Source organism: Paraburkholderia polaris, assembly GCF_012927345.1.
GTDB classification, from domain to species: domain Bacteria; phylum Pseudomonadota; class Gammaproteobacteria; order Burkholderiales; family Burkholderiaceae; genus Paraburkholderia; species Paraburkholderia polaris.
In genome coordinates, this window is record NZ_JABBGJ010000075.1 from 1 (window position 1) to 24,326 (window position 24,326).

The following is a 24,326-nucleotide window of genomic DNA, read 5'->3' on the forward strand; positions in this document are numbered from 1 at the left end:
ACCGTCAGATCGGGCACATATTGCAGTTCCTGGTGAATCACCGCGATCCCCGCCGCGATCGACGATGCCGCGCTCGTAAAGCGCACCTCATTGCCGTCGATCATCACGCGACCGGAGTCGGGTTGATATTCACCGCCGAGAATCTTCAGCAGGGTCGACTTCCCTGCGCCGTTTTCGCCCATCAGGCCGTGTACCTGGCCGACGTTGACGTCGAAGGACACACCGTCGAGCGCACGCACGCCTGGAAAGACTTTGCCGATATTGTCAAAACGTAGCGTCGCTGACACTTCGCCTCCTGTTGCTTCGTGTGAACCGTGCTTCTTCCGGTGCCTCATGGACACCAAGCATGGTCTGTCTCAACTACTTAACTTGTATTGCCGGTGCCGGTGCGCCCAATCCTTGGAGAAACGACGCACCGGCAGTTCACTTCATTGCACTGCGGTACAACAACTGCTTACTTCGATGCAAGGCCCATCTTCTCGCGCACTTCACCGACGTTGTCACGCGTGGCCAGCATGCCGGTCGTCAGCGTGAGCATCGGCGGTTCCTTGCCTTGTTTGATCCAGTCGTACATCAGCGTCGAGGTTTCTTCGCCGTGGCGCTTGGGGCTGATGATGACCGTGCCGTAGAAGCCGGTCGGCGACGGCTTCTTGAACTCGTTCATGGCCGATTCCGAACCGCCAATGCCGATACCGACCATGTTGTCCGCCTTGAAGCCGCGGCCTTCCGCTGCGCGCACCGCGCCGAGCACGCCTTCGTCGTTTAGCGCGTAAGCCACCCAGTGCTTGAACTGCGGGTTCTTCGTCAGCGCGATGTTGGCGGCATTGAACGCGTTTTCCGTATCGGTCTTCGCTTGCGCCGCTTCAACCACGTTGGCCTTCGGGAAACCGGCAGCGACGAGCGCGTCGGTTGCACCGGTGGTACGGTCAACTGCGGTGGGCAACTGGTTGTAGGTCACGTCGATCGCGCCGACATCTTTCATGTCCCAGCCGCGCTTCTTGATTTCCGCAGCCAGCCCGTCGCCCACCTGCTTGCCGATGTTGTACGCCGAGATGCCCATATGCGGCACCGATGCGATCGGCTTGCCCGAGCCATCGACGAGGCGGTCGTCGACCGTCATCATTTTCAGGCCGTCGGCCTTCGCCTTGGCGACGATGCCCGGTCCGAGCTTGACGTCAGGCGTGCAGATCACAAAGCCTTGCGCTTTCTGAGCCGACAGGTTGTCGATTGCGCTCATCACCTTCTCGCCCGACGGCGCGCCGATCTTCACCAGCGTGAAACCCTGTTCCTTGGCGGCGATCTCGGCGAACTTCCATTCGTCCTGGAACCACGGTTCTTCCGGCTGCTTCACGAGGAAGCCGATCTTGACCGGGTCCGCGGCTTGCGCCACCGGGGCGTTGAAGAGCACACCCGTCGCCGCTGCTGCCAGCGTGAGGAAAATTCTTCGTTTCATGATGCGTGTCTCCTGACTAATTGATAACGAGAAGGTATCGGCCGCGTCTTCTTGTACCGGGTGTGACACACGCGGCCAGCGCGTCGTCCGGTGAAACTTTGGTGCCGGTTATTGCTTGTTCCTGCTGCTCGTTCTTGCTGCCGGTCCTGCTTCCTGTTGCCTGCCGGTCTGCTACGTTCATTCGTGATACAGCGCCGAGCGACCGCCATCCACGGTGATGCAGGTGGCGTTGATGAACGGCGCTTCCTCCGAGGCCAGAAACACCGCCGTCATCGCCACTTCTTCCGGGCGGCCGATGCGCTTCATCGCTTGCAGATCGAGCGTCGCCTGTTTCGCGGCCGCCGGATCGGCTTGTTCGTTCCACCAGTTGTGCGTCAATTGCGTTTCGATGTACCCCGGCGCGATTGCGTTGACCCGCACGTTGCGCGGCGCGTATTCGATGCCAAGCGCACGCGTCAGACCAAGCACGCCATGCTGCGCGACCGGATACGGAAAACATCCCGGCCCGGCGCCTGTAATCAACGAAACTTTTCTGGCGGGCCGCTTCATTGCTTCGCGCCTGCGCGGGTGATGCGCAACCCTTTGATGAACGCCTTCGCATGCGAGGCGGTGACCGCCGCGCTCTGACCCGGCTTGTACAGCGCCGAGCCGAGGCCGAAGCCATTCGCGCCGGCGCTCAGGAACGGACCCATGTTGTCCGGCGTGATCCCACCGACTGGCACCAGCGGCACTTGCGCCGCGATCACCGCGCGCCAGGCCTTTACGACCTGGCAGCCGAGTTGTTCGGCAGGGAACATCTTCAGCACGTCCGCGCCGTTTTTCAGTGCGATGAATGCTTCGTTCGGTGTCGCCACGCCCGGCGCGCAGGCGATGCCTTGTGCCTTCGCGGCAATGACGACATCCGGGTCGCTATGCGGCATCACGATCAGCTCGCCGCCCGCGGACTTCACGTCGTTGACAAAACTCGGATGCAGCACCGTGCCCGCACCGACGATCGCATCGGCCGGCAACGCCTTGCGGATCGCCGCGATGCTGTCGAACGGCTGCGGCGAATTCAACGGCACTTCGACGATGCGAAAGCCGGCTTCGTACAGCGCCTGACCGTGCTCGGCGGCGTCCGCGGGCGTCACGCCACGCATGATCGCGATTAGCGGACACACCTCGAACGCCGCGATCAGACCCGCGTGCGGCATATACGGGGCGGGCAGATTGATGTGAGGTTGCATGTCGGTTCCTTGTTTCGTGAGCGGCGGCGCGGCCGGTTAGCCGGCGTGCGCCGCTTGGCGCGTAGGCTTGACGAGCCCCGCCTGGGCGGCGACGCGCCACAAGCCCTGCTCGGTGGCGTGCTTCACCAGCTCCGCGTGAGAGCAGCCGAATTGCGCAAGTGCCACGCAATAGCGTTCGCACAGCGCTTCATTGCCGATCAGGCGCAAGTGCTGCCCGGCGAGCGAGTTTTGCTGTTGCATGAGCACGGCTTCGAGACCGGCCAGTTCGTGCCCGATCAGCAAACCCGACAGATAGTCCGGCTGCTGTTCGCGTGAAAGTTGTCCGGTAAGCCCGAGCGTGCGAGCGCTGAATACGGTGGCCAGCATGCCCGCCTGACCTCTGTCGCGGGCGATGTCCACACCATGGAGGAATGCATCAGTATCCGGCCAGTTGGGCGTCACCATCGTGCGGCCGAGGATGGTATGTTCACGCAATGCCGCGAACACTTCACCGGTCATGAAGGTATGAAAGCGTTCGATACGGCCCGCCTGCACGACGGCCCATTTCGCGTGCGTGCCAGGCAAGCCGATCAGTGCGCACTTGCCGCTGTCCACGGTGCCGGTGTCCTGCCCCAGCGCGCCGAAAATCTGGGTTTCTTCGCCGCGCATTACGTTAGGCAATTCGCCACGTTGCAGGACACCCGGCACGATGTGCAGCGTCGCACCGCACGCGGCTCTCACACGTACGATACCGGCTACCAGCGCATCGGCATTCGCCGGCGCTTCGACATACGGGGCTTCGACCCAGCCTTGCGCGCTGCCGACCATACCGGCCGCCATCACCGGCACGGCGGGCGCCCGTTCGAGCCAGGCGCCGCACGCGTCGTCGAATGCGGCATCGAAGCCGCCTTGCTCGGCGCTACGCGGCAGATTCATGATGCCGGCCGTTGATGCCCGCGTCGCCAGCACTTCGCCGGCCGCGTCGTACAGATACGCGCGCAGCGACGTCGTGCCCCAGTCGAGCGCAATGAGTGCTGCGTGCTGGAGGTTGGCGTCGGCGGCCACGGCGGCGTTCACCGGCTTGACCGCTTGAGTGTGAGAACCCGCTTGCTTCATCATTTGTTCCTTTGTGCTCGGCTGCGAGGTGCGACAGTCGAGTACATCTGGGATCGAGTGCGCTTCGCGCAGCTCGACCGAATCAGTTCATCCATGCGTTTGAGTGACATTTAAAGCATCAAGCTCGCGGCCGACATTTCCGCGACGGAAGCACCTGATGCATCGTGGACCGATGCCTCGGCTTTCCCAAGGCTGAAGGTGAATCACCTGCCGCGCAGGCCGCAATGTGTTACACAAATATTCCCGCGCGCTGCGCATCCACTTATGCATAACTTCATTGACGACACGCGCAGTGCTGCCCCGGATCTTCATTGCAGCGCCAGGCTGGCGGAATGCGGGGGGGTTGCGAACGGACGGCGCGGTCGGGGAATTCTTGGTGCTTATCTCCGTTCCGTCACTGCGATTTGAATCGCGCGGAACGGATTCTAGGGCGCATCCATATAAATCATCAACATATGAGTTGAGGTTTCATTTATTGGGAATACGAATGACCTGGAAGGAAGGGACGAATTTTGGAAGATCTATGGTCATCACAGTTTTTGTGACATTGATTTCCGGGGCTCTGTTGCAGAAGGCGGTCCGCGATAATGTCTAGATCGAGATAACGGACGGAGCGTTCGACGACGATGTTGGATCGGGCGGTGGCCCCAGCGCCCAAGCGCCTGCACGATCCCCTCGATGTGATGCTGAAGTGCGCGCGCCTGTACGTGGCATATCCGCTGAACCTGTGGCACCTTGAAGAAATGATGGTCGAACACGGCGTCCCGATCGATCATTTGACCGTGCACCGCTGGGCCATCAAGCTGATGCCCGTGCTGGAGAAATCGGTTTGCGGCCGCAAGCGACCGGTTGTTAGACGCTGGCGGATGGACGAGACCTACAGCCGAGTCTGCCGGACGCATCTGCGGCATTGCCCGCACGCGAACCTTCGCTTATCGACAACCTGTTACTCAAAGGGTGCCGCCAATACCTCACCGGCGCGTATGGACTACCCGCCATTACCGGCCCGGCACCCGCCGAACCGCGAGCTCATGCACTGAACTGGTTACCGGTGAGCGTGGCGGCGCAGCCCCTGGAGCCCGATGTGACGGAAGAGGCGCTCGAGTCGCGCCGCGAGTGCCAGTATGAGATCGAGGTTGGCGGTGTCCATATGCGCATCTTTGACGAAGTACGGTCGACGAGGTTGACGACAATAACTGCACAAAATGAAAGAAACAACGCACTGTGCCACGGCGTTGTAACATTAAAATATAAATCGTAATCCTATGTTTTAATGCGTTAAGAAGAATCGCCAATACTTCCGATGACGTTTCCGCGAAGACAGGCGCACAACCAAACCAACACGTACAGGCTCAGACTCATCTTAAGGCGTGGACATTTGTGTATCCACCTGAGTGCCGCGCTTGTGTAGTGAGCAAGACGCGGATGTCCTCGTTACTCCGGTCAGCAGCGCATGGAAATCACGGGGCAACGAACGGTGCGACTACATCGCGCACCGTTCTCCATCACCACAATACCTGCGTCAACCCGCATGAACCCGATACCTACCCAGCGGCCGGATCACTGATGAGATCGTTACCGTTTTCGAGCCGTCCCGCAAAGCGCCGCAAGAATGCGCTCTGCACATCGACCGTGACGCTGAAGTCGTACCAGTTCCCGCGCGATGCAACAGGCCAGTTCGTTTCCGCCGTCCCGCCCGCCGCGACCGTGAAGGTCCAGGGGCCGTCGGTGCGATACGCATTTGACACCACCGTGAACGTACACGGCCCCGCGCCGCTATTCATCAGCGTCAGATAAATGGCGCTGTTAGTGAGGTCATAGCAGACGCGAACCTCCGGATTAGCGGCCGTCGCGCCCACCGTGGCCGCCACATCGCCCGCAAACAGCCGCAAAAACCCATTTGCGCCGCGCAGCGCGAGACCATAGCGGGTGCCGGTCAACGCCACACCGCTCCACGAGTCCGTCACTTGCATGCCGGCATCGACCGCATAGCGACGTGGCGGGTTCGCTGGCGTCGCGACGTCGTACGCCGAGAATGCCGCGCCCTGCGTGCCGCCGTTCGCGACGATCAACCACAGCGCCGCTGTCGACGGATCGACGCGCGCGCTCGCATGGAACTCGTACGGCAACGCCTTCGAGGGGCGCGTGCCCGGTTCCTGCTTCGGCATCGACTGGGCGGACGGAATCGTGGGTGCGGGCAAGGTGCTGCATTGCAGATTCGCCGCGGCGACATAGCCGCTGGTATCCGGCAAGGACGGCCAGGTCGCATCGGGATTCACGAAGTTGAGAGTCGTAGTCAGGTCGCCGCATACTGCGCGACGCCACGCGCTGATGTTCGGGCAGTGCACACCAAAACGCTTCTCGATGAATTGAATCACCGACGTGTGATCGAACACCTGTGAGCACACGTAACCGCCTTTGCTCCACGGCGAAATCACCGTCATCGGCACGCGAAAGCCGAGGCCGATCGGCTGGCCGCCGTAGACTTCGCCGGTGGTGCTCATGGTGGTCTTGCCTTCGCTGGCGGAACCCGGCGGCGTGGGCGGCGGATCGTGATCGAAGAAGCCGCCCTGCTCGTCGTAGTTCAGCAGGAACACCGTTTTCGACCAGACGTCCGGTGTCGCGACGAGTCCAGCCAGCAGACGCGCGGTCAGATCCTCGCCGTACGAGGGACGATAGTTCGCATGCTCCGACAGCGCCGTCGGCGCAATGATCCACGACACCTGCGGCAACGTGCCCGCAGCGACATCGGCGGCGAATGCCTGAGCGATGTCAGGGACGGTCGCGAGACCCTTCTTGTAGAGATTGCTGCCCACCGGCGCGGTCTTGAAGCTCTGAAACCACGCGAGCGCGTTATCATCGAAGTTGTCGGTCTGTTGATAGACCTTCCAGCTTATGTTCGCGGCCTCGAGCGTCTCGGCAACAGTCGGCCAGCTGAAGCCCGGCGTCGGCTCCGTGTTGTCGAGCGTCGGCGACTGCCCCACGGACAAACCGTTGCTGCCGCTGAACAGATGCAGCCGGTTCGGATTGGTCTGCGTGAACACGGAGCAGTGATATTGGTCGCAGATCGTGAACGCGTCGGCAAGCGAATAGTAGAAGTTCAGATCGGCGCGCGTGAAGTAGCTCATGCCGAGCCCCGGCGCGCGCGCCGTATTCCACGCGTTATACAAACCGTGATTCCACATCGCGATGTCGACCGGATAACTCATCGCCGGCGCGTCGGCACACATGGCACTGGTGGTGGTCGAATCCATGTGGAACGGCAGAATGTAGCCGTCGGGATTGCTCGGGTACGGCTGTTTCCACACCGCATTGCCGTTAGGCAACGTGATCGCCATCCGGTCGTTGAAACCCCGCACGCCGCGCAGCGTGCCGAAGTAATGATCGAACGCGCGGTTTTCCTGCATGAACACGACAATGTGCTGGATGTCGTTGATCGTGCCGGTGGTGGTGTTGGCGGGCGTCGCCAGCGCATCGCGGATCAGCGCGGGCATCATCGACGCAGCCGCCGATGCGCCGACCGAACCAGCTGCGAGACGTAAAAACTGACGTCTTTGATTCGAAATTGTCATCGGGTCACCTTGGAAAAATCAGAGCGCGCGCAACGGCCAACGGGCAACGGGCGGGCGTTGCGCGCGGGGTGTTCATCGGGTGCTTAGGGTTGTCGTTAAGGGCAGTTCACGGTGCGCAATGCAGCGTCGTCTTCGCCACCGCGGGAGTCGACACCCCTGCGTCGGGTTGACTCGCCGCGGGAGTCGACACCCCTGCGTCGGGTTGACTCGCCGCGGGCGGGGTCGATGCGTCGCTCTTCGTGCCTTCATTGCTGCCGCCACCGCACGCGCCTAGCAGCAACACGATCGCAGCTGCGCCGCAGCACTTGATAAGCGCGGAGTGATCCGCCCATGATTGAAACCGGTTCATCGGATCTCCTCCTTCAAGGCAGCAGTGACGACAGCGAACGCTTCGAAGCGAACAGAGAGAGCACCTGCTGCTGCGTGATCACCTTGTTCCACATCGCCAGGTCGTTGTAGGCCATCGTGCCGAGCACGCCGTTGCCGCGGGAGTAGTAGTTACCGCGCGCATCTTCGTTCAGGCCGATGGTCGAATAGATGCCCGCGATCTTCGCCACGTTCATCCCGGCGAGACTCAGCGTGCCGCTCTGCAAGCCGTAGGTCGGATCATCGACGTAGGCCGTCGCGGTGAGCGCAGCCGTGTCGAAGGTCATCGCCACATACACCCACGTGTTCTTCGTGAATGCGATCGACAGATCCGCACGTTTGGCTCCGTCACCGACGTTGAACTTGAACGCGCCATTGCTCTCCTGCGCGATGATGAAACCAGGATTCAGGCCTGAATTCCAGTCCTTGTTACCGAGCGCGGGCGAATCGTTCTGCACGTCGTTCGAGTTGAACCAGAAGCCGATCGAGAACTGCGCGTTCGTGCTGACGTCGTCGGCGAGCTTCATGCCGTTCAGTGCGTTGGCCGCGCTGTTCAGCGAAGCGACCTGCATCGCCTTGCCGCTGAAGTTGTCGGCAATCAACGATTCGGTCGTGGTCGACGCCGGATCGAACTGTTGCAGTGAAACGCTCGGCGTGATCGCGTCGGCGAGACCCGTGTCGAACGAGAAGAAGTGAATCAGGCCGCCGGCGAGCGTGCTATCGAGCAGTACCGGCTGCACGTAGCTGATCTGCGCGAGCGACGAAACCGCAATACCGCTGGCAACGAGCGTGTAGTTGAACGTATAGATGGCGTTGGCCGTCTTGCCGAGCTGGCTGTCGACGTAAGAAGTCGCGTTGCCGGGCAAGGTCGCGATCAGCGTACCGTCGCGATACAACTGGTATTGCGCGGGCGCCGTGGCCGAAGCCGTCCATGACAGCGCGAGGCTCGCCTGATCGGCGCCTGGCGTCGAGGTCAGCGCGCGCGGCGCGCTACCGCTGAGCAAGGTCGTTCCGTCAATGGCGTAGGTGGCCGGGTCCGGCTGGATCGCGAACCAGCCGAGTACGGTCGGCGTCACGTCAGCCTGGGTCGCGCCGGTTGCGAGTTGCGCGAGCGTCGGCGCGGCGGCGATGGCGCCGGGCGCGGTAGTCGTGCCGGCCACGGTCAGCGGCCGATTCGAAGCAATGAAAGCAGTCTCGTTCGAGAGCAGCGGCAGGCCGCTTTCCGTGCCGGTCGAGTCGAGGCCCTGATCGGTCGTGACCATCACCAGCCACTTTTCATTGACGCCTGACTGGGTTTGCCGCGCCGCAATGGCTGCGAGTAACTGCCCGACTTTCTGATCGGCGGTGGCCAACGCGTTCGGATAGTCAGCTTGCAGGCCGGAACTGGCAGCGACCGTAGCCGGCCCGCTCAGGTTCGCGAATACGAGATCGGCACTGCCCGCACCGATCGATTTGGTGGCGGCGTCGACCACGCAACTATCGACCCCCGCGCAATCCACCGCCGCGTCAACATACCCGGCGGAGATCGCCGGGGACAGCAGCGCGCTCAACGTGCTCCAGCTATCGAAGGCAGCCGTCTTCCAGTTGCCCGCCTGCTTGATACGCTTGAACAGCGTGTCCGCCTGGATCGTCTGGCCAACGTAATCGTTGCGCACGCCGTGACGGTTGGTCCACGCGCCGGTCAGCACGGTGGCCCAACCGGGACCAGCGAGTGTGGCCTGCTGGGTGGTGGTGCCGCTCACGCCGCCCGCTAGCGCGGGCACGATGGCAAGCTTCGCGAGATTCGGCGCCTTCTGCTGGGCGATCGCCTGCTGCAACGCCGTGTACTGCACACCCGAAATGCCGATCACCAGGGCCTTCTGGCTGGGCGCGCTGGCCGGCGAGCGCGGGACGGCAGGTGTGCCCGGGAGGGCAGGTTGCGCGACGGTCGTCGCGGATGAATTCGCAACCCCATCGCCACATCCTGCCAACCCGAGAGAACACGCCAACGCCGTCAGAACGGCAACCGCAAATCCCCACCTTCGTTGTTTTTTGTTCGACATCCGTCGCTCCCAGGCAGAGCTGACGCGGGCACGATGCCATGCCAAGCGTTAGCGGGTGATTGGAGCCACGACGATTACACGAACATAATTGCAACACAATGCAACAATATGCACCAAAACAACAACTCTCTTGCATCTCGTTAACTGACATATGGCTGTCAACTCGAAGTGGAAAACATGCACGCCAGACGACGAGACGTGCCGACACGAAGCGGCGTCTGGGGATAGGCACCGCTGCCTTGCGCTGCGCCCGCCGATTGCGTGGCAGGCAGTAGAGCCCGGCTGCCGGAGGATTCCCTGCGTGCGCCACGCTACGAATATCTCTCGAGCTCTGCCCTCTTTGGCCGGTCCTGAACAGCATGCCGGGAGTCGGCGTCAGGACCGCCGCCAGACGCCTCACGGAGTTGCCCACAAAGCCTTCGCTTCAGCTGCGCATCTCGCCGCCTAGGCCGCGGTCTCGCCCCGGTCACCCGACGCTCTTCCTTTCCGCCTTTGCTGCGCTGCGCGACCCAATCTCAAGGGACTATCACGCCCGCAAGGTCCAGCAGGGCAAGCGCTCCAATCAGGCGCTCATCGCTCTTGCCAGACGACGGTGCGAGGTGCTGTTCGCCATGCTGCGTGAAAGTGCCTTCGATCAACCGAGATGCGCCACTAATGGTTGACGAATCACATGGGAGCACCCCTCAGGTCGGATTTTTCGAAATCGAAAAATTATCGAACTGCACCGATGAAAAACCGGACAGGAGCGCCCCCATTCCTGATGGAAGGGTCGAAGCAATCCAGGACTGGGTAGAAACAACTGCCCCGTCAACTGATGCCGTCACTGTCCCCTGGCTAAATTTGAGTTGAAGCGTATGCCAGTTGACTGCAGAGGTGTTCAAGTTTCCGGTGGCCAGCGAATGCCTTGACGTATCCGTATAGGCCAGCTCCCAGGTCCCGCCACCGGAGATTTTCAATTCATATCCTCTGAAACTGCCATACCCTCCGCTCCCAAGTCCCGCATGCCCACCAAGTGAGCCATAGGTAAGCGTAAAGCAACGGCGCGGTATCAACGATGCCCCCGATTCCATCAGAGGTCTCGTCTGTAGCTCCACTGGCAATTTGAAGATTTGCGTCCAGGCTGGCTACAGGGACTCCGACCTGCACCGTCGAATTTCCTCCTTGAACAGGAACGGATGTGCCGGTGCCGGTTCGGCGCCGACGCGGTAGCAGGCACCACCGCCGTGCCTGCCCCTTCTGTTGTCGGGGTGACGCTCGATGCGCCGCTGCCACCACCGCAGCCCGAAACACCTAGGACCAATATTGATGACAGGCCAATCAATGTTTGCTTTAAAACGCCAGAATCTGGGAACATCAGTGTCTCCTCAAAATTATTCTTTCTGGGCAAAGCCATTAGGCCAACTCGTCCAGCTGGCAAGGCATGGCCCGCCTTTCTGGATTGCGAAGAACCAGAAACATGTTAAAAGGGCTAATTCAAAAAGGTCCCAAAGCAGGTTATTTTTTATGGCGAGCTATCAACCTTGAGTACTTGAACAATGGAATACGCCGAACTCGCCCAAAATCTGTCGACCACTTTCTGATTGCGTCATACCGGCCGTCGCACCATCTCACCCTCGGTAAGCTGACAATGCCGATTACGCCACTGCCGTCGCTCAGATTTCCACAACCTCTAACTCATCAAGTATTTTTGACATAAGACCGGCGCGTCGCCATTGGCGCCATGTCATTTGATATAGCATGTCTGTGACGGCGGAAAGTTAGCCGGTAAGTTGTGCCATTTCTCATTCCGGGTTCGCTTACACGTTCACCCCGAATGACTACTCCAAGAAGTATTTCAACGGCCTGTTAGTGCTTGTAGCCAAAGCACGCGTGAGCAGCTTCTGCAGGTGCCATACCGACTTTAAAATAATGCCGCAAAAGGTCCACCGTTTCCGCGTCCGGATGATAGGACAAGCCGATAAATTCCGCCTTGACCGCTTCGTCATACCAGGCGCACACCCAAACCTGCAGTGCCACGAAATGTTCAAGCGGCACGTGTTCCGGCATTTCAAGCATAGTGATCTCCGATTAACTGCTGGACGGCTTCGCTGTTTCTGGTCCCCGCAGAAAAGCCCGGTCAAGCCGTATTTACGCAGGCGCGAGTTGTTAAACGCCCGGCCTCAGTCGGGCACGTCTGCCACGTATACGGCTTGCTCAACGATTCCTTAGCTCACGGCAACTCTCCTGCGGTCAAGGTAATTGAGCCGTTCAGGGGCAAGTGGACCGGTTTGCTTCTCCCCATATAGAACAATGTCGTCGAGGTTCCACCCATGCTGGTCAACGTCACTGAGGTCAGTGCTGAACTGGTCCACGCCAGATCGACAGAGAACCCTCCCTTGGCGCGCAAACCACTAACTTTTCCGTTTCCCCACTGCCAAGGAAGCGCAGGCAGCAAGGTGATGGATGAGAGTCTGCTTTGCACCAGCATTTCGCACACTGCAGCGGGTCCCCCCATATTCGCGTCTATCTGAAACACTTCCGGTCCGTCGTCGTAGGCGTCGAGCATGTTTGCAAAACTGCCGTTTCCTGGATTGGAAAAGGTCACCGGATTTAGCAACATGGGAATCATCGAATACGCTATCGACGGTTGCTGCAATTGAGCCCAGCACGCCACTCTCCAGGCCATCCCCCACCCGAAACTGGCGGTGCCTCGGGCCGCCAACAACGCCTTGACACCATTCATAAACGTTGGGTCGCTGTTGATCGAAAGACGCTCCCCCGGGAAGAGTCCAATTAATGGTGAAAGATGACGATGGGTCGGATCGGATTGCTCCATTTGCGCATCGTATGATGCTTGCATCCACTCCTCGAGCATATTGCCGTTCTGAGGATTTAATCGCGGAAGATAAAGATTCGATAGCGACGATGTGATCGTCCCAACATAACTCGAATCGACCCCAAGAATGGACGCAGCCTTGATATAGTTTGTAAAGAGATCCCAAACCAGTTCCTGCGAGTAGGTAATTCCCTGCAGATAGTTTCCGTGCTCGGGAGACCAATCGACGTCGTCGACAAGTTGCATCAACGCCGACCCGTCGGGATTCGTACCTGTCTGCACCGAGACCAGACGGGCCTCCCAGAATTGGCAGGCTGATTTAAGGATCGGATATATCGTCGAAAGATAATTGTTGTCTACCGTATATTCGTAGTGTTCCCACAGATTTCTGCAAAGCCACGCATTTCCGGGAGGGTGCCATTGCCAGGCCTGAGATCCGTATACATTTGACGAGATGCCCACTGTCCAGCCCGCAATCTTTTTGCTGGAATTTGCGAATGGGTTGCTTGAACTATTGAAACTACTCTGCGTCAAGGTTTCCCAGTCTTTGTATTGACTGAGAATGAAGTTCAGGAACGGCTCGAAACACTCCGGCAGCCCACCCCGGTCTGCGAGCCAGTAGGCCATCTGAACGTTGATATCTGAATGGTAGTCCGAGAACCACACTGGATCATTCGTCGTGTTCCATAGACCCTGCAGATTCATCGGCAAGGACGTACGCGACGAGGCGATGCTCAGATAGCGGCCAAACTGCACATACAGAGATTCCAACCACGGATCAGGCGGACTGTACGGAGCCGCCCGCGCCAGCAGGCGATCGGGAATCGTCATCGCATTCTGAGCAGTAGTTGACGCCCCGAAATCCACGCTGAATCTTCCGAACAACGGCTGATAGTCTGCGAGATGGTTAGCGAGCAATGTTGCAAAGCTGCTACCTTCGGCAGCTACGATTTGCCCATGGGCCGTGTCCAACGGCGCTCCGCCGCCCAGGTAATGATTTGCACTATTGCCGTCATAGTTAGTGCTGGCAGCTATCAGAATGGTAAGGCCGCTGCAATTAAGGAAGACAATCTGATTACCGTTTGCAACCAGTTCGCCGTCGTCCGGCAGTATCTTCGCGCAGGCAGAATAGAGCTCCCCATTGGGTAGGCTCCCAGAAAACGACAACATCTGGGCATTCCCATCTTTGAATGTTGCGGCACCTCTCCCGCCGTCTGCAAGAGCAATCGATCCCGTATAAGAATTTGGCGAACTGCTGGTTAGCCGGATCACGATCACATCATTCGGAAAGCTGCCGAAGATTGTCCTCTGGTAACTTACCTGACTGACGTTATAAGTTGTTCTCACAAGACCATTACTGATGTCCAGCAGTCGCTCATATTGAGTCGAGTTAGCGTGCGCAGGCAAACTTATCGTCAATGTGCCCAGCGTTTGATAAGAGCCCATTCCACTCGAGGTGTAAGCGTAATCCATTATCCCGGATTGCCCGGACCAGAGGGTAATGTCGTTTAAATACAGTATTTCCTGTGTCGGAGCGCCTCCCACGAGGGCACCAAGACGACCGTTGCCAATGGGTAGACCCTCATACAGCATGTACGTCGATGCCGACGTAGTGGCACCAATTGCGTCGGGAGACTGTCCGGCGCCATAGGCGTACTTCATTTGTAGCGCGTCAGCATCGGGGATCAGACTTGCTGTCGTGGGCTCCTGACTGGAGACAGGGCTGGAACCGGCAGTGGGCGCGGAAGCGGCGCCGGTGGCAGGATTGGGCCCCGCAGTTGCAGACGCGGGATTACCCGCGTTAGAGGAATCGTTGTTTCCCCCGCAAGCGTATAGGTAAGGCAAGATCGGCGATAGCCCGCCAAGCTTGATCAGGGAACGGCGTTTTGCACTCGGTTTATTTTCCATTGACGTCTCCTGCACTACTGGTCTGTTCTGGACGGGACGCCGGCGTGCTGGCACCTGTCGATAAGAATCTTCGTCCCACGTTACTTTGGATTACTAATTACAAAAATATGCAGGTAGTAAAACAGCATCAATGCGTCCTTCACCTGATACTGGATACTTTCTCGGCGACTCTCGGGGCAAACCGTCGCGGCGTCACTCAAGCTCGCCTGCCGCCACGGCGCCCCGGGCGCTCAATGTGCATGAGGCCCGGTTTTCACGGTGGCGATAGTCAAGGCCTAACCTTGGAAGATATCTCGGCGCTTACTGAACATACCCTGATCCATTGTTATGGGTTGGCTGAAGCCCAGGCGGAATAGTCGGGAGAATCATTGAGTTGAATCAGTACGCCGCCACGAACTGTTCCCAGATTGACGAGTCGAACACTTTCGAGTCCGTCGGACGGGTTGCCGTTACTGGTCACCGCAATGGCAACAGTGTTTTGCCCGTTGGGATTGAGAATGCCATTCGGGACGACAAAGGTATGCTGGGGTCCGACATTCGCAATGTACTGGCCCATGTTCCAGCCATTCACAAAGATCAGGGCGCGATAGTTCCCGCCGCTGATAGTGCCGTCGGCACCGCCGATCTGGATACCAACAGAGACATCATCTCCGGCTGGGATAGATAACGGGAAGGTCGTCCTGAACCATGAAGTGCCTGCGTGCGCCTGTCCAGCCGGCAATGTGGCAGTCGACCAGCCGGTAGCCGGAAATCCCGGGAGATACCAGCCGTTGCGTTCGCCCCATAGCCCTCCGTTGTTCATCGGGCCGCGTGCGGTATCCCAAAGATTTTCGCCGCCTGCGTTTCCTTGTATCTTCCACGCGATGCTTGTGCTACCGGAACCAGTGAGAGAAGCCGAAACGAGCCCTCTTCCCTCCTTCTGGGCATCATCCTCATACCAGTCTTCGTTGTGTCCATTATCTCGAATCATTGTCGCTATGACATGCGACCCAGGCACTAGCGTCACCGGCGCAGTAAAAGTGCCACAACTTGAACTGCCAAGAACATTCTGTCCGAGATAATTGCCATCAACCCAGACTTGGGCCAAGCCGGCTTGTGACCCACAGTACTTCAAGGTAATCGCCGACACGGCCGAAGACGAATTGAATTGGCCGCGATACCACACATCACCGTGATGAAAGCCGTAATCGTCCGCAGTGAGCACCGGCTGTCCAGAGGGCGGGGTAGTCGTGCTATTGGTCGATGTCAGCGTAGCGATGACCCACTTTGAGTCATCGAACGCGGGTTGTGTCTCGGGCGATTCCTGCATATAACGCCACGATTGAGTCATGAGATCAGGAAGCGATACAGCGTCAGGCCCGGACAGCGCATTTTGCGCCAGGAGGCTTCCCGAAGACGTTGATTTACTCGCGATAGCCGCACCATTCCACGCAAGCTGGTTGATTGCCGGCGACGCCCAGACTTCCAGCGAGCCAGTCGAGACCGTGTCCCCCGTCATCTGGAGGGTAGTCCCGCTGACAGTTGCTGTGCGGAGAAGCGCGGGACCTCTTGCCAGTATGGGACCAGCGCCTGTGTCCTGTCTCCAGAAGGTAGCCGCGGTATTGTCGTCAGCAATAAGCAGCGTCAGCGGTGTGGAAATGCCGCCGCCGGATATCAGGATCCTCGTCAATCCATTGTGTTGATAGTTCAATCTTAGTGACCCAGTGGATGAGTCCCACGCCTGACTAACGCTGCCAGACTGACTTCCGATCACCGACACGGTGGGTTGCGAGGAGAAGCGCAGTACGGTCTCTCCGTCTTCGGCCTGCCGACCATAGAGGAGTGCCACATCGCCCGACGCCGTCGATACCTGTGCATCGAAGTCCGATGTCGAGTAGACGAGATGATGCTGACCAAATGAGTAGTTCGCGAGCAGCAGTTTGGAGTCTGCGCCGTTAAGTCTTAATGTCCCCTGCTGCGGTACGGTGAAGCCACCGTCGGGTGTAACAACAGGGAAAGTAAAGGTGTCGTTTGACGTTGCATTTGAGGGAGAATGCAGGACCGTGTACAGATTGGTCCCAGAAGCACTATCCACCCCGTGCAGAATCTGAATCGATTGCGATGACGGGGTGACGGCGCTTCCGACGTCCACGTGCATGATCGCAGGCACACTTTGAACAAAGTTACCCAGCGCTTTAAGCGTAGCCATTTTGGGCCGTAACTGGCGGGCCTCGTCTATCGCTGCGCCGTAGTCATACGACGTATACAACCCGGTGGACGGCAACCAGCCCCAATTCGTTCCGCCAAATGACATGTAAATGTTCTGTATCGCGATTCGGTTCGCGATGTTTGTCCCGTAAAACAATCGTTCGAAGTTTGAGCCGGCGCCCGATTGCGACATGCATGGATAAATGCCGGAAGAACCCCAGTTGTCAAACCAGCCGCCTTCCATTTCCGCGATGAATCCTGGCGTATAGGGTGAAGCTGTTGCGCCGCCCTTTGCTCCTGAACTGAACAGCCCATACCACCCCGCGCCCGGGTTACCGGTGCAGTTTGTCTGTGGATAGTCGTCAAAAGCGTACAGGTCGACCGGGCCCGTTACGACACCTGGGATCGGGGAGTTTGCCGGAACGAAATGGCCATTCGGGCCTGTGTCATTATGGAAAATCGGTACGGAAATCCCATCTGATCGGGCCCAATCATGAAGATCCTGCATGTAGTCCGTCTGGCTCGTATCTTGCATTTCATTTTCGATCTGATACAGGATGACGGTGCCCTGGCCCGTGGTCAGCTGGTGTCGAGCAATGATCGGATTGATTTTGCTCATCCACTCTCTTGCGGCCGCCAGGTAATCCGGCGCGCTGGTGCGAGCTTTGCCGTTCTGCGTAAGTAACCAGCCAGGAAACCCGCCAGCATCCGTCTCCGCATTGATGTATGGGCCGGGACGCGCGATGACGTACAGACCCGCTTGCGCCGCCATATCAAGCAGCGTATCCATGTCCCGGATTCCGGTGAAATCGTAGCTTCCGGCCTTCGCGGAGGTATACCCCCAGTCGAAGTATATGGAGACCGCGTTGAAGCCGTTTGCCTTGAATTTCTGAAGGATATCTAACCATAAACTCGGGCTTGGCAGCCGGAATGGATGAAATTCACCAGACCAGATCGGTGTCGCCTTTCCGTCAACTTTAAGCGTGTAATGGTCCCAGCCAATCTTGTGCGCGACTAACTGCGGCGGCGTTCCTGACGGCAGACTTGGCAAGGTGGTTCCGGTTCCAGAGGAGGAGGATGTGCCAGTCGTCGTGCCGCCCGTGTTGGTACCGGTCGTTGCGGCGCCTCCCGGGTCGGAGTTGTCGTTCCCGCCGCACGCACTCATCAAGATGGCGCCACATGTCGCCAATAACAAAAGACCAGAAAACTTCATGGAATTCTCCCAATTGCGCTTGCCAATTGATCACCTGATTAGGTGCTATATATTTTCGAATGCGAACCAGATAGTCAATAAACGTGCCAGAACAGAATCCATTGAACATGTCGTTCGCAAACTTTTGTTTTTCCGCTATTAACGGGGCGAGTCCTTCATTTGAAGGAGTGCCCGTGGTTGCGCGGAATTGTGCCAGTCCATTCCATAACAAAGACACAGATGCCCGAGTGTCGCGCGGAATTCAATCCGGGTAGTCTCTCGACGACAGGTTGCACCGCTTACTCCGCTTTCACAAAGGAAGAACTCGAGAGCACTACCGTGCCTGAACGCGTGTTTCCACGCGTGCGACCGCGCCACGCCAGTTCGCGCAACCCACGATTGACCGTATTAACATGCAAACCAAGAAAGTCGGCCATCATTCGTTGGGATGGCAATTTCTGTCCCGGCAGCACAAGCCCGGCGTTAATCGCGTCCTCAATAGCGCTCGCCAGTGCCAGATAAGATGGCCCGGAATATCCCGAAATTGAGGGCATCCAGTTTCGTACGGTCTTTCCCGATACATCGAGCCTGAAACGATCCATGAATCCTGCTCCGAAATCAGTCAAGCGAGCTTCGCGATATTTCGCTCTTGCGCCCCGTCAGTTGCGGAACCTTCTCCGCGACCCAAACCTTTCATGGGCTGAGCGGCGAACGCGCAGATCGCGGCATGACGACATAACTCACTCTCTCGTCGAACAACACCTGCGGGGTCTTGAGACAGGTGCCGATACCAAAACCCCCGGAGTGATAGAGGCGTCACATTTACGTCCGATGCAGCCACGATCGTCCGCCGCTGCCACCGTTTCCGGAGGCGCGACGGAGAATCAGCTCTCGCCTAGTTGTCGAAGAACAGTTCCTCGACATCTGGCGCGTAACTACTGCTCTGACCTGAAACCGTTGCGGCAGAGATCGCCACGCTATTTGCACCGGCCACGAGGCTCACAGGCACAGGAACGATGCCACCATAGGTTCCGGTCGGCGGGAAGGTGACCACTACGCTGGAGTTTCCGTTTGTCGTCACCGTTGCATACCGCGGACTGACATCATTGTTGATGTAGCTGATGTACGCAACCTTGGTGACGGGGCTTTGTGCGTTAATTCCGCCAAAGGTTACGGTGCCATTGTTTGGCCCACCGAGGTAACCGATTCCGCTTCCAGACATGAAGCATTGTGAGCAACTGTAAGATGAGGCACCTCCTGACAGACTGGTACCGGGAGACGATACGTCATAGTCCAGGGTAGACACGGCGGGTTGGAGCAATCCGGTCGTTAGATCCATTCCGAACGCGTTGTCCCACTGCGGCAACCTGGCTGTCCCGCCGTTGACCGCGAGCGGAAGCCACACATAGGAGGAGTTCTGTAAGTAGTTTCCATTCCACCGGTCGCCCATATACATGTAGGTGGTTCCGCTACTTCCTGTGATCGGCAGGACGTAGGTCGACTGGGAGGAGAAGGTATTCGTCCCGGACGGGGCCAGCGTTGTCGGACCGGTCCACGGGCCCGCCGGCATGCTTGCCGCCATGTAGAAATTGTTGTTCAAACCCCAGCCGCTCAGGCCTGAGCCGATCACGAAGTAGTAGCCGTTGGCCTTGAACATCGTGGGTGCCTCAAGCGCGACCCACTGATTCGGGCCGCCTATCGTGTAGACAAGGCTGTCGACGCTGAGATAGTCGCTCGTCAGTTTATAAATATGTGTCCCGACGCCGCGATCTTCGCTTAACAGATACGCCGTTCCGTCGTCGTCCTTGAACAGCCCCATGTCACGACTGGAACTGCTGTTTGGCGGCATGAAGCTGCCCTGGTAGGTGTACGGACCACACGGTGTCGTGCTGGTCGCGACCCCGACTTTTGCAAAGGAGTACGATGTATTGTCAACATGCATATACATCACGTACTGCTTTGTGGTGTCGTTGAAGATGACTTTGGGTCTTTCCACAACCTGGCTGGCGGCAATGTCACCGGTCGGTTGCGGTGAAAGCGCGTTGCCCTCGAAGTGCCAGCTTTGCAAGTTCTTCGACGAATAGCATTTTACATTCTGGAAGGTTCCAGAAGTAGTTTCCCCGGTCTTGTCCTCGCCAACCCAATAGTAGGTGTCCCCTACCTGGAACATACCGCCGCCGTGTGCCTGGATCTGGTTTCCGGCGTCATCCTGCCAAAGAGCAGAAGGGTGAATGACGGATTCGACGTCGGCTATCGGCGTTGTGGATGCACCTCCAGACGAACCGGTGGAAGACCCCGTCGTGGATCCCGACGAAGAGCCTGTCGTGGATCCCGACGAAGAGCCTGCCGTGGATCCTGACGAAGAGCCTGTGCCGGAACCGGTATTAGAGTTCGATGATGATCCTGCGGGTGAACCGTTTGAACTCGACGTAGTCGAGGAACCGGGTTTCTGTCCGGAGTCAGTTCCACTGTTTGGGTTGCTGTTATTTCCGCCGCCGCACCCTGCTAAAATCAGCGCCGAAATCAAAGTGCAACAAATGGTGGGCAAGAAAGTTTGTTTCATGATTGTCTCCTTCTGTATTTTATGCGCGAGGTCGCCTTGCGAATTCCCGCTTTCGTTTATAGTTTTTCTGTGAGATCGCTGCAGCTTGGTACTCCAATAGCCGAAAGGCAATCCCACACTGCGCCATTTAATTAGCATGGCGACCTCTCTCAATACAATTTTTCTCAATAGTTGGACATTGCCACGAAGGTGAAATTTACAAAACGCCGCCCACACTATCTCCATTCGCATGCCTAACCAATAAGGTATCTACATAATAAGGTTTACCATAACTAGAATGAAGTGGGATCCGATCCTTCGCCCACCCGCAGAGCACCATCGGTCGGTCGGTTTGGCGGCGATTCTATGACAACGATAACCAAACAACCAACGCTTTCATTCCGAAACCAAAATATGGGAACGACTTCGACCCGTTTCGCACTACATCAATTAATTTTCAAATATTGGGCCAATAGGAATCCTATGCGTAATGGGAGTAATTAATAGCATTATTTAAGATATTAAGTTTCGGGTTCGTGACCTCGAGAACGCGAAGCGCAGTTCCCTGGCAGGTGCGGTAGATCACTGAGCGCTACGCACGCTCTCGCAGGTTTCGCACCCCGGTGGAAGGCACAGCGCCGCACCGCGCGTTCACTCGGTTCTCCTTTCCCCAGTTAGAGGTGACCAGGAAAGCTTACATAGGCGCCGAAGCGGTATTGGGGTCCGACATGACGTCTTCGACCCGGTCCATCGGGTAGCGACGTTAGCGAACAGTTCCTTATATGGATCAAACACTTCAACCTGCCTCTATTGACTTGCTAGCGTCCCGGCACACGATACCCCCTCTTTCAACGGTCGCTGCAACTGGGCTACGCAGGTAGCTTCCTTACGAGCTCAAGACTGGAATGAGGCGTTTTGACGCAAATTGTGGAAATTCCAGATAGTTAAGCATTGGGATTGTTGATTGTCAACAGGCAACAATAGTCTGTTTGCAGGGTTCGCGCTGCGGCTTCTGGGTCATCGACGGAAATCCAATCGGTTCGGACGCGGCGCGGGAAGCCGCGGGGCAATACAGGTGGCTCCGCTGCAATCCGTCAGATGAAAGTCGAGTTTGCGAGACGACGGTAGTCCGTGAATGCTGGCGTGTGCTAGGGTTGTTTGGAGTGGCGATCGACACTTCGTCTAAGTGTGGAGCTAGCATGCTCATTATGTAGGATATCTTAGGTTTTAGACCCACACGGCTGAACAGAGGTGATGGGAAAGCGACTTAAAAAAGACGCTCATCGAGACGTTCGACTTCGTATGTGGCGACCGTTTCGATATGTGGTCTGCTCGTAAGTGCGTCGTTCAGGTTGTCTATCTAACGCAAGGGCGGGCCAATCGCTATACCTCACGATCTACCGTATTGCCTGCAGACCTCGGGATCTTGTCCGCCTGTATCCCGAACTCTGGCAGACTCGTGGACCGAACAGGAACTGAACGATTTGACAAAAGAAACGAGATGTATATCAATGCCACCAAACCCGCTTAATCAGCAGCGATCAGTCCGATACCCAGCGATGGGGTCCGGGTGCTGTCGATGAAGTGACCAATTTTGACATCGTGGCGAGTTCGCGCGCCAACGTCTCCAACTCGTCCAATGACACATTTGAACGCTGTCTCTTCCCGAGACCTATCAGTATTGCTGTGTGCGGCTTTTGGCGCCACATTTGCTTATTGGATTCTTGCCTTACAAGCCTCGCCCCCAGGTCCAACGCCAGCAGGCGCCGAGAGGATGCGCGTCGCAAGCGGACAGGCTGGCGCGCTGTTCGGCGGACAGTTACCCCTGGATGCAAACCGCGACCTCCATCTCTCGGGCGTATTGACGCTGGGTCAACGGAAGGCGGCCGCCATCATCAGGGTCAAAAACGAGCCTCCCTATGTGGTTCCGGTCGGCAGCGCTATTACGGGGGCCGTGAAGCTTTACGAAGTGCGAGCACGATCTGTCATAGTTGATCGCGATTCCGTCCGCTCAGAGCTATTTCTGCCCCTGAATTCTGGTGGGCCAATGTCATACGTGCGGTGAGGACTCTGTCAGGTTGACGGGCGTAGACTGCCCGTTCCGCGCAAGACTAGTTATCCTAATCCGATAATTTTCTCGGCTGCGACAGAGACAGTCCAATCAAGCCACGTGGCGAGGCGTTCTTTGAGTATGGCGCGATGACATGCCGCGAGTCGAATTGACGCGGTTGCGCCGAGATCCTGCAAACGAAGAACCCGGCGACGTGGGGCTGTCTGGACAGCGTCAAGCAGGAAGTCCGGTTTACCGACAAACATCTTGGCCGGTCGGCCGAGGTGATTGCCGGCGGTTAGTTGGCCATGGTTGTCGCTGCTCGTCGTGGTTGTCGTTGTGTGATTGACGCCTGCGTGTCCTATCAACGTCCCGAAGGGGACGAAGATCACCAACGACAGCGTCTCGTTGGAGGCTGGACAATGGACAAGATGCGGCGGTTTGTCCATCTCACCGGCGATGTCAATGGACAAACTTGAATCCGCTATCTGCTTGATTTGCAAGAAAAGCAACTTGTCCATTGTTGGCATACTTGGATGTCAGCCAAGTGTGGGGCATGAGACCGCGATACTCCCGTCGATCCAGCGCCGTGCCAGCGCCGCGCTGGTAACGCCATTCGACGTAGCGGTCGAACGCGGCGATTGCGCGCTCGTGTGACAGATAAATGCAGCGGGGGCGACAGCCCTTCGTGATCGAGCCACGCAAGCTGACCTCTTCGCGACGCGCGCCTGATTTGGCGAGTACAACGCGGGTTTCGATGCGTGCAATTTCAGTAACACGCATACCGCATGTCACACCAAGAAGCAGGATTAGGATGTCGCGTTCGGGGAATCGGCTTGTTGCCTCAGTGACGCGCAGCAGATGGCGAAATTTGGCGGGGGTAAGCACTTTGGCGCGTTTGAGTTCCATGTTTCCTGTCTCGGAATACGCTCGAAAACCGAGCCGGTTACGAGAGAAAAAACGCTGGGCGCTCCTTTCCAGTCTAACGCGGACAAATCCTCACTTTCCTCGGAGAAGCCCACGATACCGCACGAAAAAAACCCGCCGAGCGGCCCCTTTTGGGACGCGCGGCGGGCTGGTTTCAGGTGAACTGATCAGGGCGACGGAGCCGACCTTGCGGTCGCTTTTGCTGCTCTCTCGTCCTGTTCTTGAAAAAACGGCGCCACCGAGGCGAGGGTTCCCCATTTCGCATCGCTTCGAGCCGAACCCGGAAGCAGGAATGCCTGCTTCTCGGCTTCGCTGAAACGCGTTGCTTCAGTGTAGTCGCCCCAGCCGCCCTCATTCGACCAGAATCCTTCGCGAATCGAAGTGGTCTCCGCTTCGCTCTCGGAAAATATCATGTACGTGGGTACCAAACGGGCCGCGGGAGACGGTGTCATGGGTTGCGGCACTGCTTTCGCAGCTTGCACAACCTTGATGCCGCGTATGCCCAGCGGCGCCTACTCCACAGCCTGCACGAGCTCGCGCAGCGCTTCCTCTACCGCGACGTCCTGCCGCGCCACTTCGACCGGCGCCGGCGCTGCCGCCGTTCCCGTATTCATGCCGGTGCGGTAGCCGATCAGATACTCGCCCGCTAACACCGTTGTGCCCGGATGTGTGGGCGGACTTGCAGGCAGCCCCGCCCTCGCATCGCGATACCCATCCGTCGCAAACGTGCTGCATGTGCTCACGCCCGTCGGGATCGCTGCCGGGCCAAGCGCGACGACGGTTTCCTGCTCGAACAGCGCCTTTGGGTCGTCTTCGCGCCAGATACCACCGAACGCGTCCGGGAGCCGGTCGTCGCCGTGAATGACGACGATCCACGCACTCTCCAACGGCGCGGCATCGGTTCGGACCTCGCCGCCACAGTGATCGCAGACCACCTTGGCAATATCGGTC

At 58.1% G+C, this 24,326-nt stretch carries 19 protein-coding genes and 3 pseudogenes; 4 read left to right on the forward strand and 18 right to left on the reverse strand.

The features are described 5' to 3' along the window. The 5 genes and pseudogenes from HHL24_RS40850 to HHL24_RS40870 form a co-directional block, all read right to left on the reverse strand. The coding region (locus tag HHL24_RS40850) for an ATP-binding cassette domain-containing protein (protein ID WP_169489210.1) at positions 1–287 on the reverse strand (287 nt) is incomplete at its 3' end. A 167-nt stretch (positions 288–454) separates the two neighbouring features. Beyond that, positions 455–1,453 carry an arabinose ABC transporter substrate-binding protein gene (locus HHL24_RS40855; protein ID WP_169490959.1) on the reverse strand — a complete coding sequence of 333 codons (999 nt, stop codon included), beginning with the start codon at positions 1,451–1,453 and terminating at the stop codon, positions 455–457. A gap of 177 nt (positions 1,454–1,630) precedes the next feature. Further along, a pseudogene (locus tag HHL24_RS40860) lies at positions 1,631–1,957 on the reverse strand (SDR family oxidoreductase); the annotation flags it as partial. A gap of 41 nt (positions 1,958–1,998) precedes the next feature. Next, positions 1,999–2,679, reverse strand: a complete 681-nt coding sequence (locus tag HHL24_RS40865; protein WP_169490960.1) for a 2-dehydro-3-deoxy-6-phosphogalactonate aldolase — start codon at positions 2,677–2,679, stop codon at positions 1,999–2,001. A gap of 36 nt (positions 2,680–2,715) precedes the next feature. Next, the gene (locus tag HHL24_RS40870) at positions 2,716–3,774 is read right to left on the reverse strand and encodes a 2-dehydro-3-deoxygalactonokinase (protein ID WP_169490972.1); all 1,059 of its coding nucleotides are present in this window, start codon (positions 3,772–3,774) and stop codon (positions 2,716–2,718) included. Positions 3,775–4,400: 626 nt separating this feature from the next. Here HHL24_RS40870 and HHL24_RS44410 point away from each other — a divergent pair. Further along, a pseudogene (locus HHL24_RS44410) lies at positions 4,401–4,664 on the forward strand (IS6 family transposase); the annotation flags it as partial. A 654-nt stretch (positions 4,665–5,318) separates the two neighbouring features. Here HHL24_RS44410 and HHL24_RS40880 read toward each other — a convergent pair. The 3 genes from HHL24_RS40880 to HHL24_RS40890 form a co-directional block, all read right to left on the reverse strand. Further along, a complete protein-coding gene (locus HHL24_RS40880; protein ID WP_169490962.1) occupies positions 5,319–7,346 on the reverse strand; it encodes a phosphocholine-specific phospholipase C in 2,028 nt (675 codons plus the stop codon). A gap of 106 nt (positions 7,347–7,452) precedes the next feature. Then, on the reverse strand, positions 7,453–7,695 hold the full coding sequence (locus tag HHL24_RS40885) for a hypothetical protein (protein WP_169490963.1): 243 nt from the start codon (positions 7,693–7,695) through the stop codon (positions 7,453–7,455). 13 nt (positions 7,696–7,708) lie between these two features. Then, on the reverse strand, positions 7,709–9,754 hold the full coding sequence (locus HHL24_RS40890; protein ID WP_169490964.1) for a LamG-like jellyroll fold domain-containing protein: 2,046 nt from the start codon (positions 9,752–9,754) through the stop codon (positions 7,709–7,711). 335 nt (positions 9,755–10,089) lie between these two features. Between HHL24_RS40890 and HHL24_RS40895 the strand changes: the two are divergent. Then, a pseudogene (locus HHL24_RS40895) lies at positions 10,090–10,416 on the forward strand (transposase); the annotation flags it as partial. 21 nt (positions 10,417–10,437) lie between these two features. Here HHL24_RS40895 and HHL24_RS40900 read toward each other — a convergent pair. The 6 genes from HHL24_RS40900 to HHL24_RS40925 form a co-directional block, all read right to left on the reverse strand. Next, a complete protein-coding gene (locus HHL24_RS40900; RefSeq protein ID WP_169490965.1) occupies positions 10,438–10,710 on the reverse strand; it encodes a hypothetical protein in 273 nt (90 codons plus the stop codon). Between the two features lie 889 nt (positions 10,711–11,599). Beyond that, positions 11,600–11,809: a hypothetical protein gene (locus tag HHL24_RS40905; protein ID WP_169490958.1), complete on the reverse strand. Its 210-nt coding sequence runs from the start codon at positions 11,807–11,809 to the stop codon at positions 11,600–11,602. A gap of 154 nt (positions 11,810–11,963) precedes the next feature. Continuing rightward, positions 11,964–14,477: a glycosyl hydrolase family 95 catalytic domain-containing protein gene (locus tag HHL24_RS40910; protein ID WP_169490966.1), complete on the reverse strand. Its 2,514-nt coding sequence runs from the start codon at positions 14,475–14,477 to the stop codon at positions 11,964–11,966. Positions 14,478–14,802: 325 nt separating this feature from the next. Further along, the gene (locus HHL24_RS40915) at positions 14,803–17,877 is read right to left on the reverse strand and encodes a beta-galactosidase (protein WP_206003247.1); all 3,075 of its coding nucleotides are present in this window, start codon (positions 17,875–17,877) and stop codon (positions 14,803–14,805) included. A gap of 278 nt (positions 17,878–18,155) precedes the next feature. Next, entirely contained in the window at positions 18,156–18,458 is a 303-nt protein-coding gene (locus HHL24_RS40920) for a GntR family transcriptional regulator (protein ID WP_169490967.1), read from the reverse strand. A 293-nt stretch (positions 18,459–18,751) separates the two neighbouring features. After that, positions 18,752–20,026 carry a family 43 glycosylhydrolase gene (locus tag HHL24_RS40925; RefSeq protein ID WP_169490968.1) on the reverse strand — a complete coding sequence of 425 codons (1,275 nt, stop codon included), beginning with the start codon at positions 20,024–20,026 and terminating at the stop codon, positions 18,752–18,754. Positions 20,027–20,087: 61 nt separating this feature from the next. Between HHL24_RS40925 and HHL24_RS40930 the strand changes: the two genes are divergently transcribed. Continuing rightward, positions 20,088–20,492: a hypothetical protein gene (locus tag HHL24_RS40930; RefSeq protein WP_169490969.1), complete on the forward strand. Its 405-nt coding sequence runs from the start codon at positions 20,088–20,090 to the stop codon at positions 20,490–20,492. A gap of 1,680 nt (positions 20,493–22,172) precedes the next feature. Continuing rightward, positions 22,173–22,463, forward strand: coding sequence for a type II secretion system protein N (locus HHL24_RS44925; RefSeq protein WP_329606828.1), 291 nt, complete (start codon positions 22,173–22,175; stop codon positions 22,461–22,463). A gap of 50 nt (positions 22,464–22,513) precedes the next feature. Here HHL24_RS44925 and HHL24_RS43735 read toward each other — a convergent pair whose 3' ends face one another. The 4 genes from HHL24_RS43735 to HHL24_RS40950 all read right to left on the reverse strand — a co-directional run. After that, complete coding sequence (locus tag HHL24_RS43735; RefSeq protein WP_206003248.1) at positions 22,514–22,969, reverse strand: hypothetical protein; 456 nt, start codon at positions 22,967–22,969, stop codon at positions 22,514–22,516. Beyond that, positions 22,911–23,357, reverse strand: coding sequence for a site-specific integrase (locus HHL24_RS40940; RefSeq protein WP_206003249.1), 447 nt, complete (start codon positions 23,355–23,357; stop codon positions 22,911–22,913). Before HHL24_RS40940 ends, HHL24_RS43735 begins: the two co-directional genes overlap by 59 nt. Positions 23,358–23,542: 185 nt before the next feature. Beyond that, positions 23,543–23,827: a hypothetical protein gene (locus HHL24_RS40945; RefSeq protein WP_169490970.1), complete on the reverse strand. Its 285-nt coding sequence runs from the start codon at positions 23,825–23,827 to the stop codon at positions 23,543–23,545. Between the two features lie 60 nt (positions 23,828–23,887). Then, on the reverse strand, positions 23,888–24,326 hold a 439-nt coding region (locus HHL24_RS40950), incomplete at its 5' end, for a hypothetical protein (RefSeq protein ID WP_169490971.1).

Coding starts and splice junctions, on each gene's coding strand:
- HHL24_RS40855 (WP_169490959.1), bottom strand. CDS start 1,453: ATGAAACGAAGAATTTTCCTCACGCTGGCAGCAGCGGCGACGGGTGTG.
- HHL24_RS40865 (WP_169490960.1), bottom strand. CDS start 2,679: ATGCAACCTCACATCAATCTGCCCGCCCCGTATATGCCGCACGCGGGT.
- HHL24_RS40870 (WP_169490972.1), bottom strand. CDS start 3,774: ATGAAGCAAGCGGGTTCTCACACTCAAGCGGTCAAGCCGGTGAACGCC.
- HHL24_RS40880 (WP_169490962.1), bottom strand. CDS start 7,346: ATGACAATTTCGAATCAAAGACGTCAGTTTTTACGTCTCGCAGCTGGT.
- HHL24_RS40885 (WP_169490963.1), bottom strand. CDS start 7,695: ATGAACCGGTTTCAATCATGGGCGGATCACTCCGCGCTTATCAAGTGC.
- HHL24_RS40890 (WP_169490964.1), bottom strand. CDS start 9,754: ATGTCGAACAAAAAACAACGAAGGTGGGGATTTGCGGTTGCCGTTCTG.
- HHL24_RS40905 (WP_169490958.1), bottom strand. CDS start 11,809: ATGCTTGAAATGCCGGAACACGTGCCGCTTGAACATTTCGTGGCACTG.
- HHL24_RS40910 (WP_169490966.1), bottom strand. CDS start 14,477: ATGGAAAATAAACCGAGTGCAAAACGCCGTTCCCTGATCAAGCTTGGC.
- HHL24_RS40915 (WP_206003247.1), bottom strand. CDS start 17,877: ATGAAGTTTTCTGGTCTTTTGTTATTGGCGACATGTGGCGCCATCTTG.
- HHL24_RS40920 (WP_169490967.1), bottom strand. CDS start 18,458: ATGGATCGTTTCAGGCTCGATGTATCGGGAAAGACCGTACGAAACTGG.
- HHL24_RS40925 (WP_169490968.1), bottom strand. CDS start 20,026: ATGTTCCAGGTAGGGGACACCTACTATTGGGTTGGCGAGGACAAGACC.
- HHL24_RS40930 (WP_169490969.1), top strand. CDS start 20,088: ATGACGGATTCGACGTCGGCTATCGGCGTTGTGGATGCACCTCCAGAC.
- HHL24_RS44925 (WP_329606828.1), top strand. CDS start 22,173: ATGCGCGTCGCAAGCGGACAGGCTGGCGCGCTGTTCGGCGGACAGTTA.
- HHL24_RS43735 (WP_206003248.1), bottom strand. CDS start 22,969: ATGGACAAGTTGCTTTTCTTGCAAATCAAGCAGATAGCGGATTCAAGT.
- HHL24_RS40940 (WP_206003249.1), bottom strand. CDS start 23,357: ATGGAACTCAAACGCGCCAAAGTGCTTACCCCCGCCAAATTTCGCCAT.
- HHL24_RS40945 (WP_169490970.1), bottom strand. CDS start 23,827: ATGACACCGTCTCCCGCGGCCCGTTTGGTACCCACGTACATGATATTT.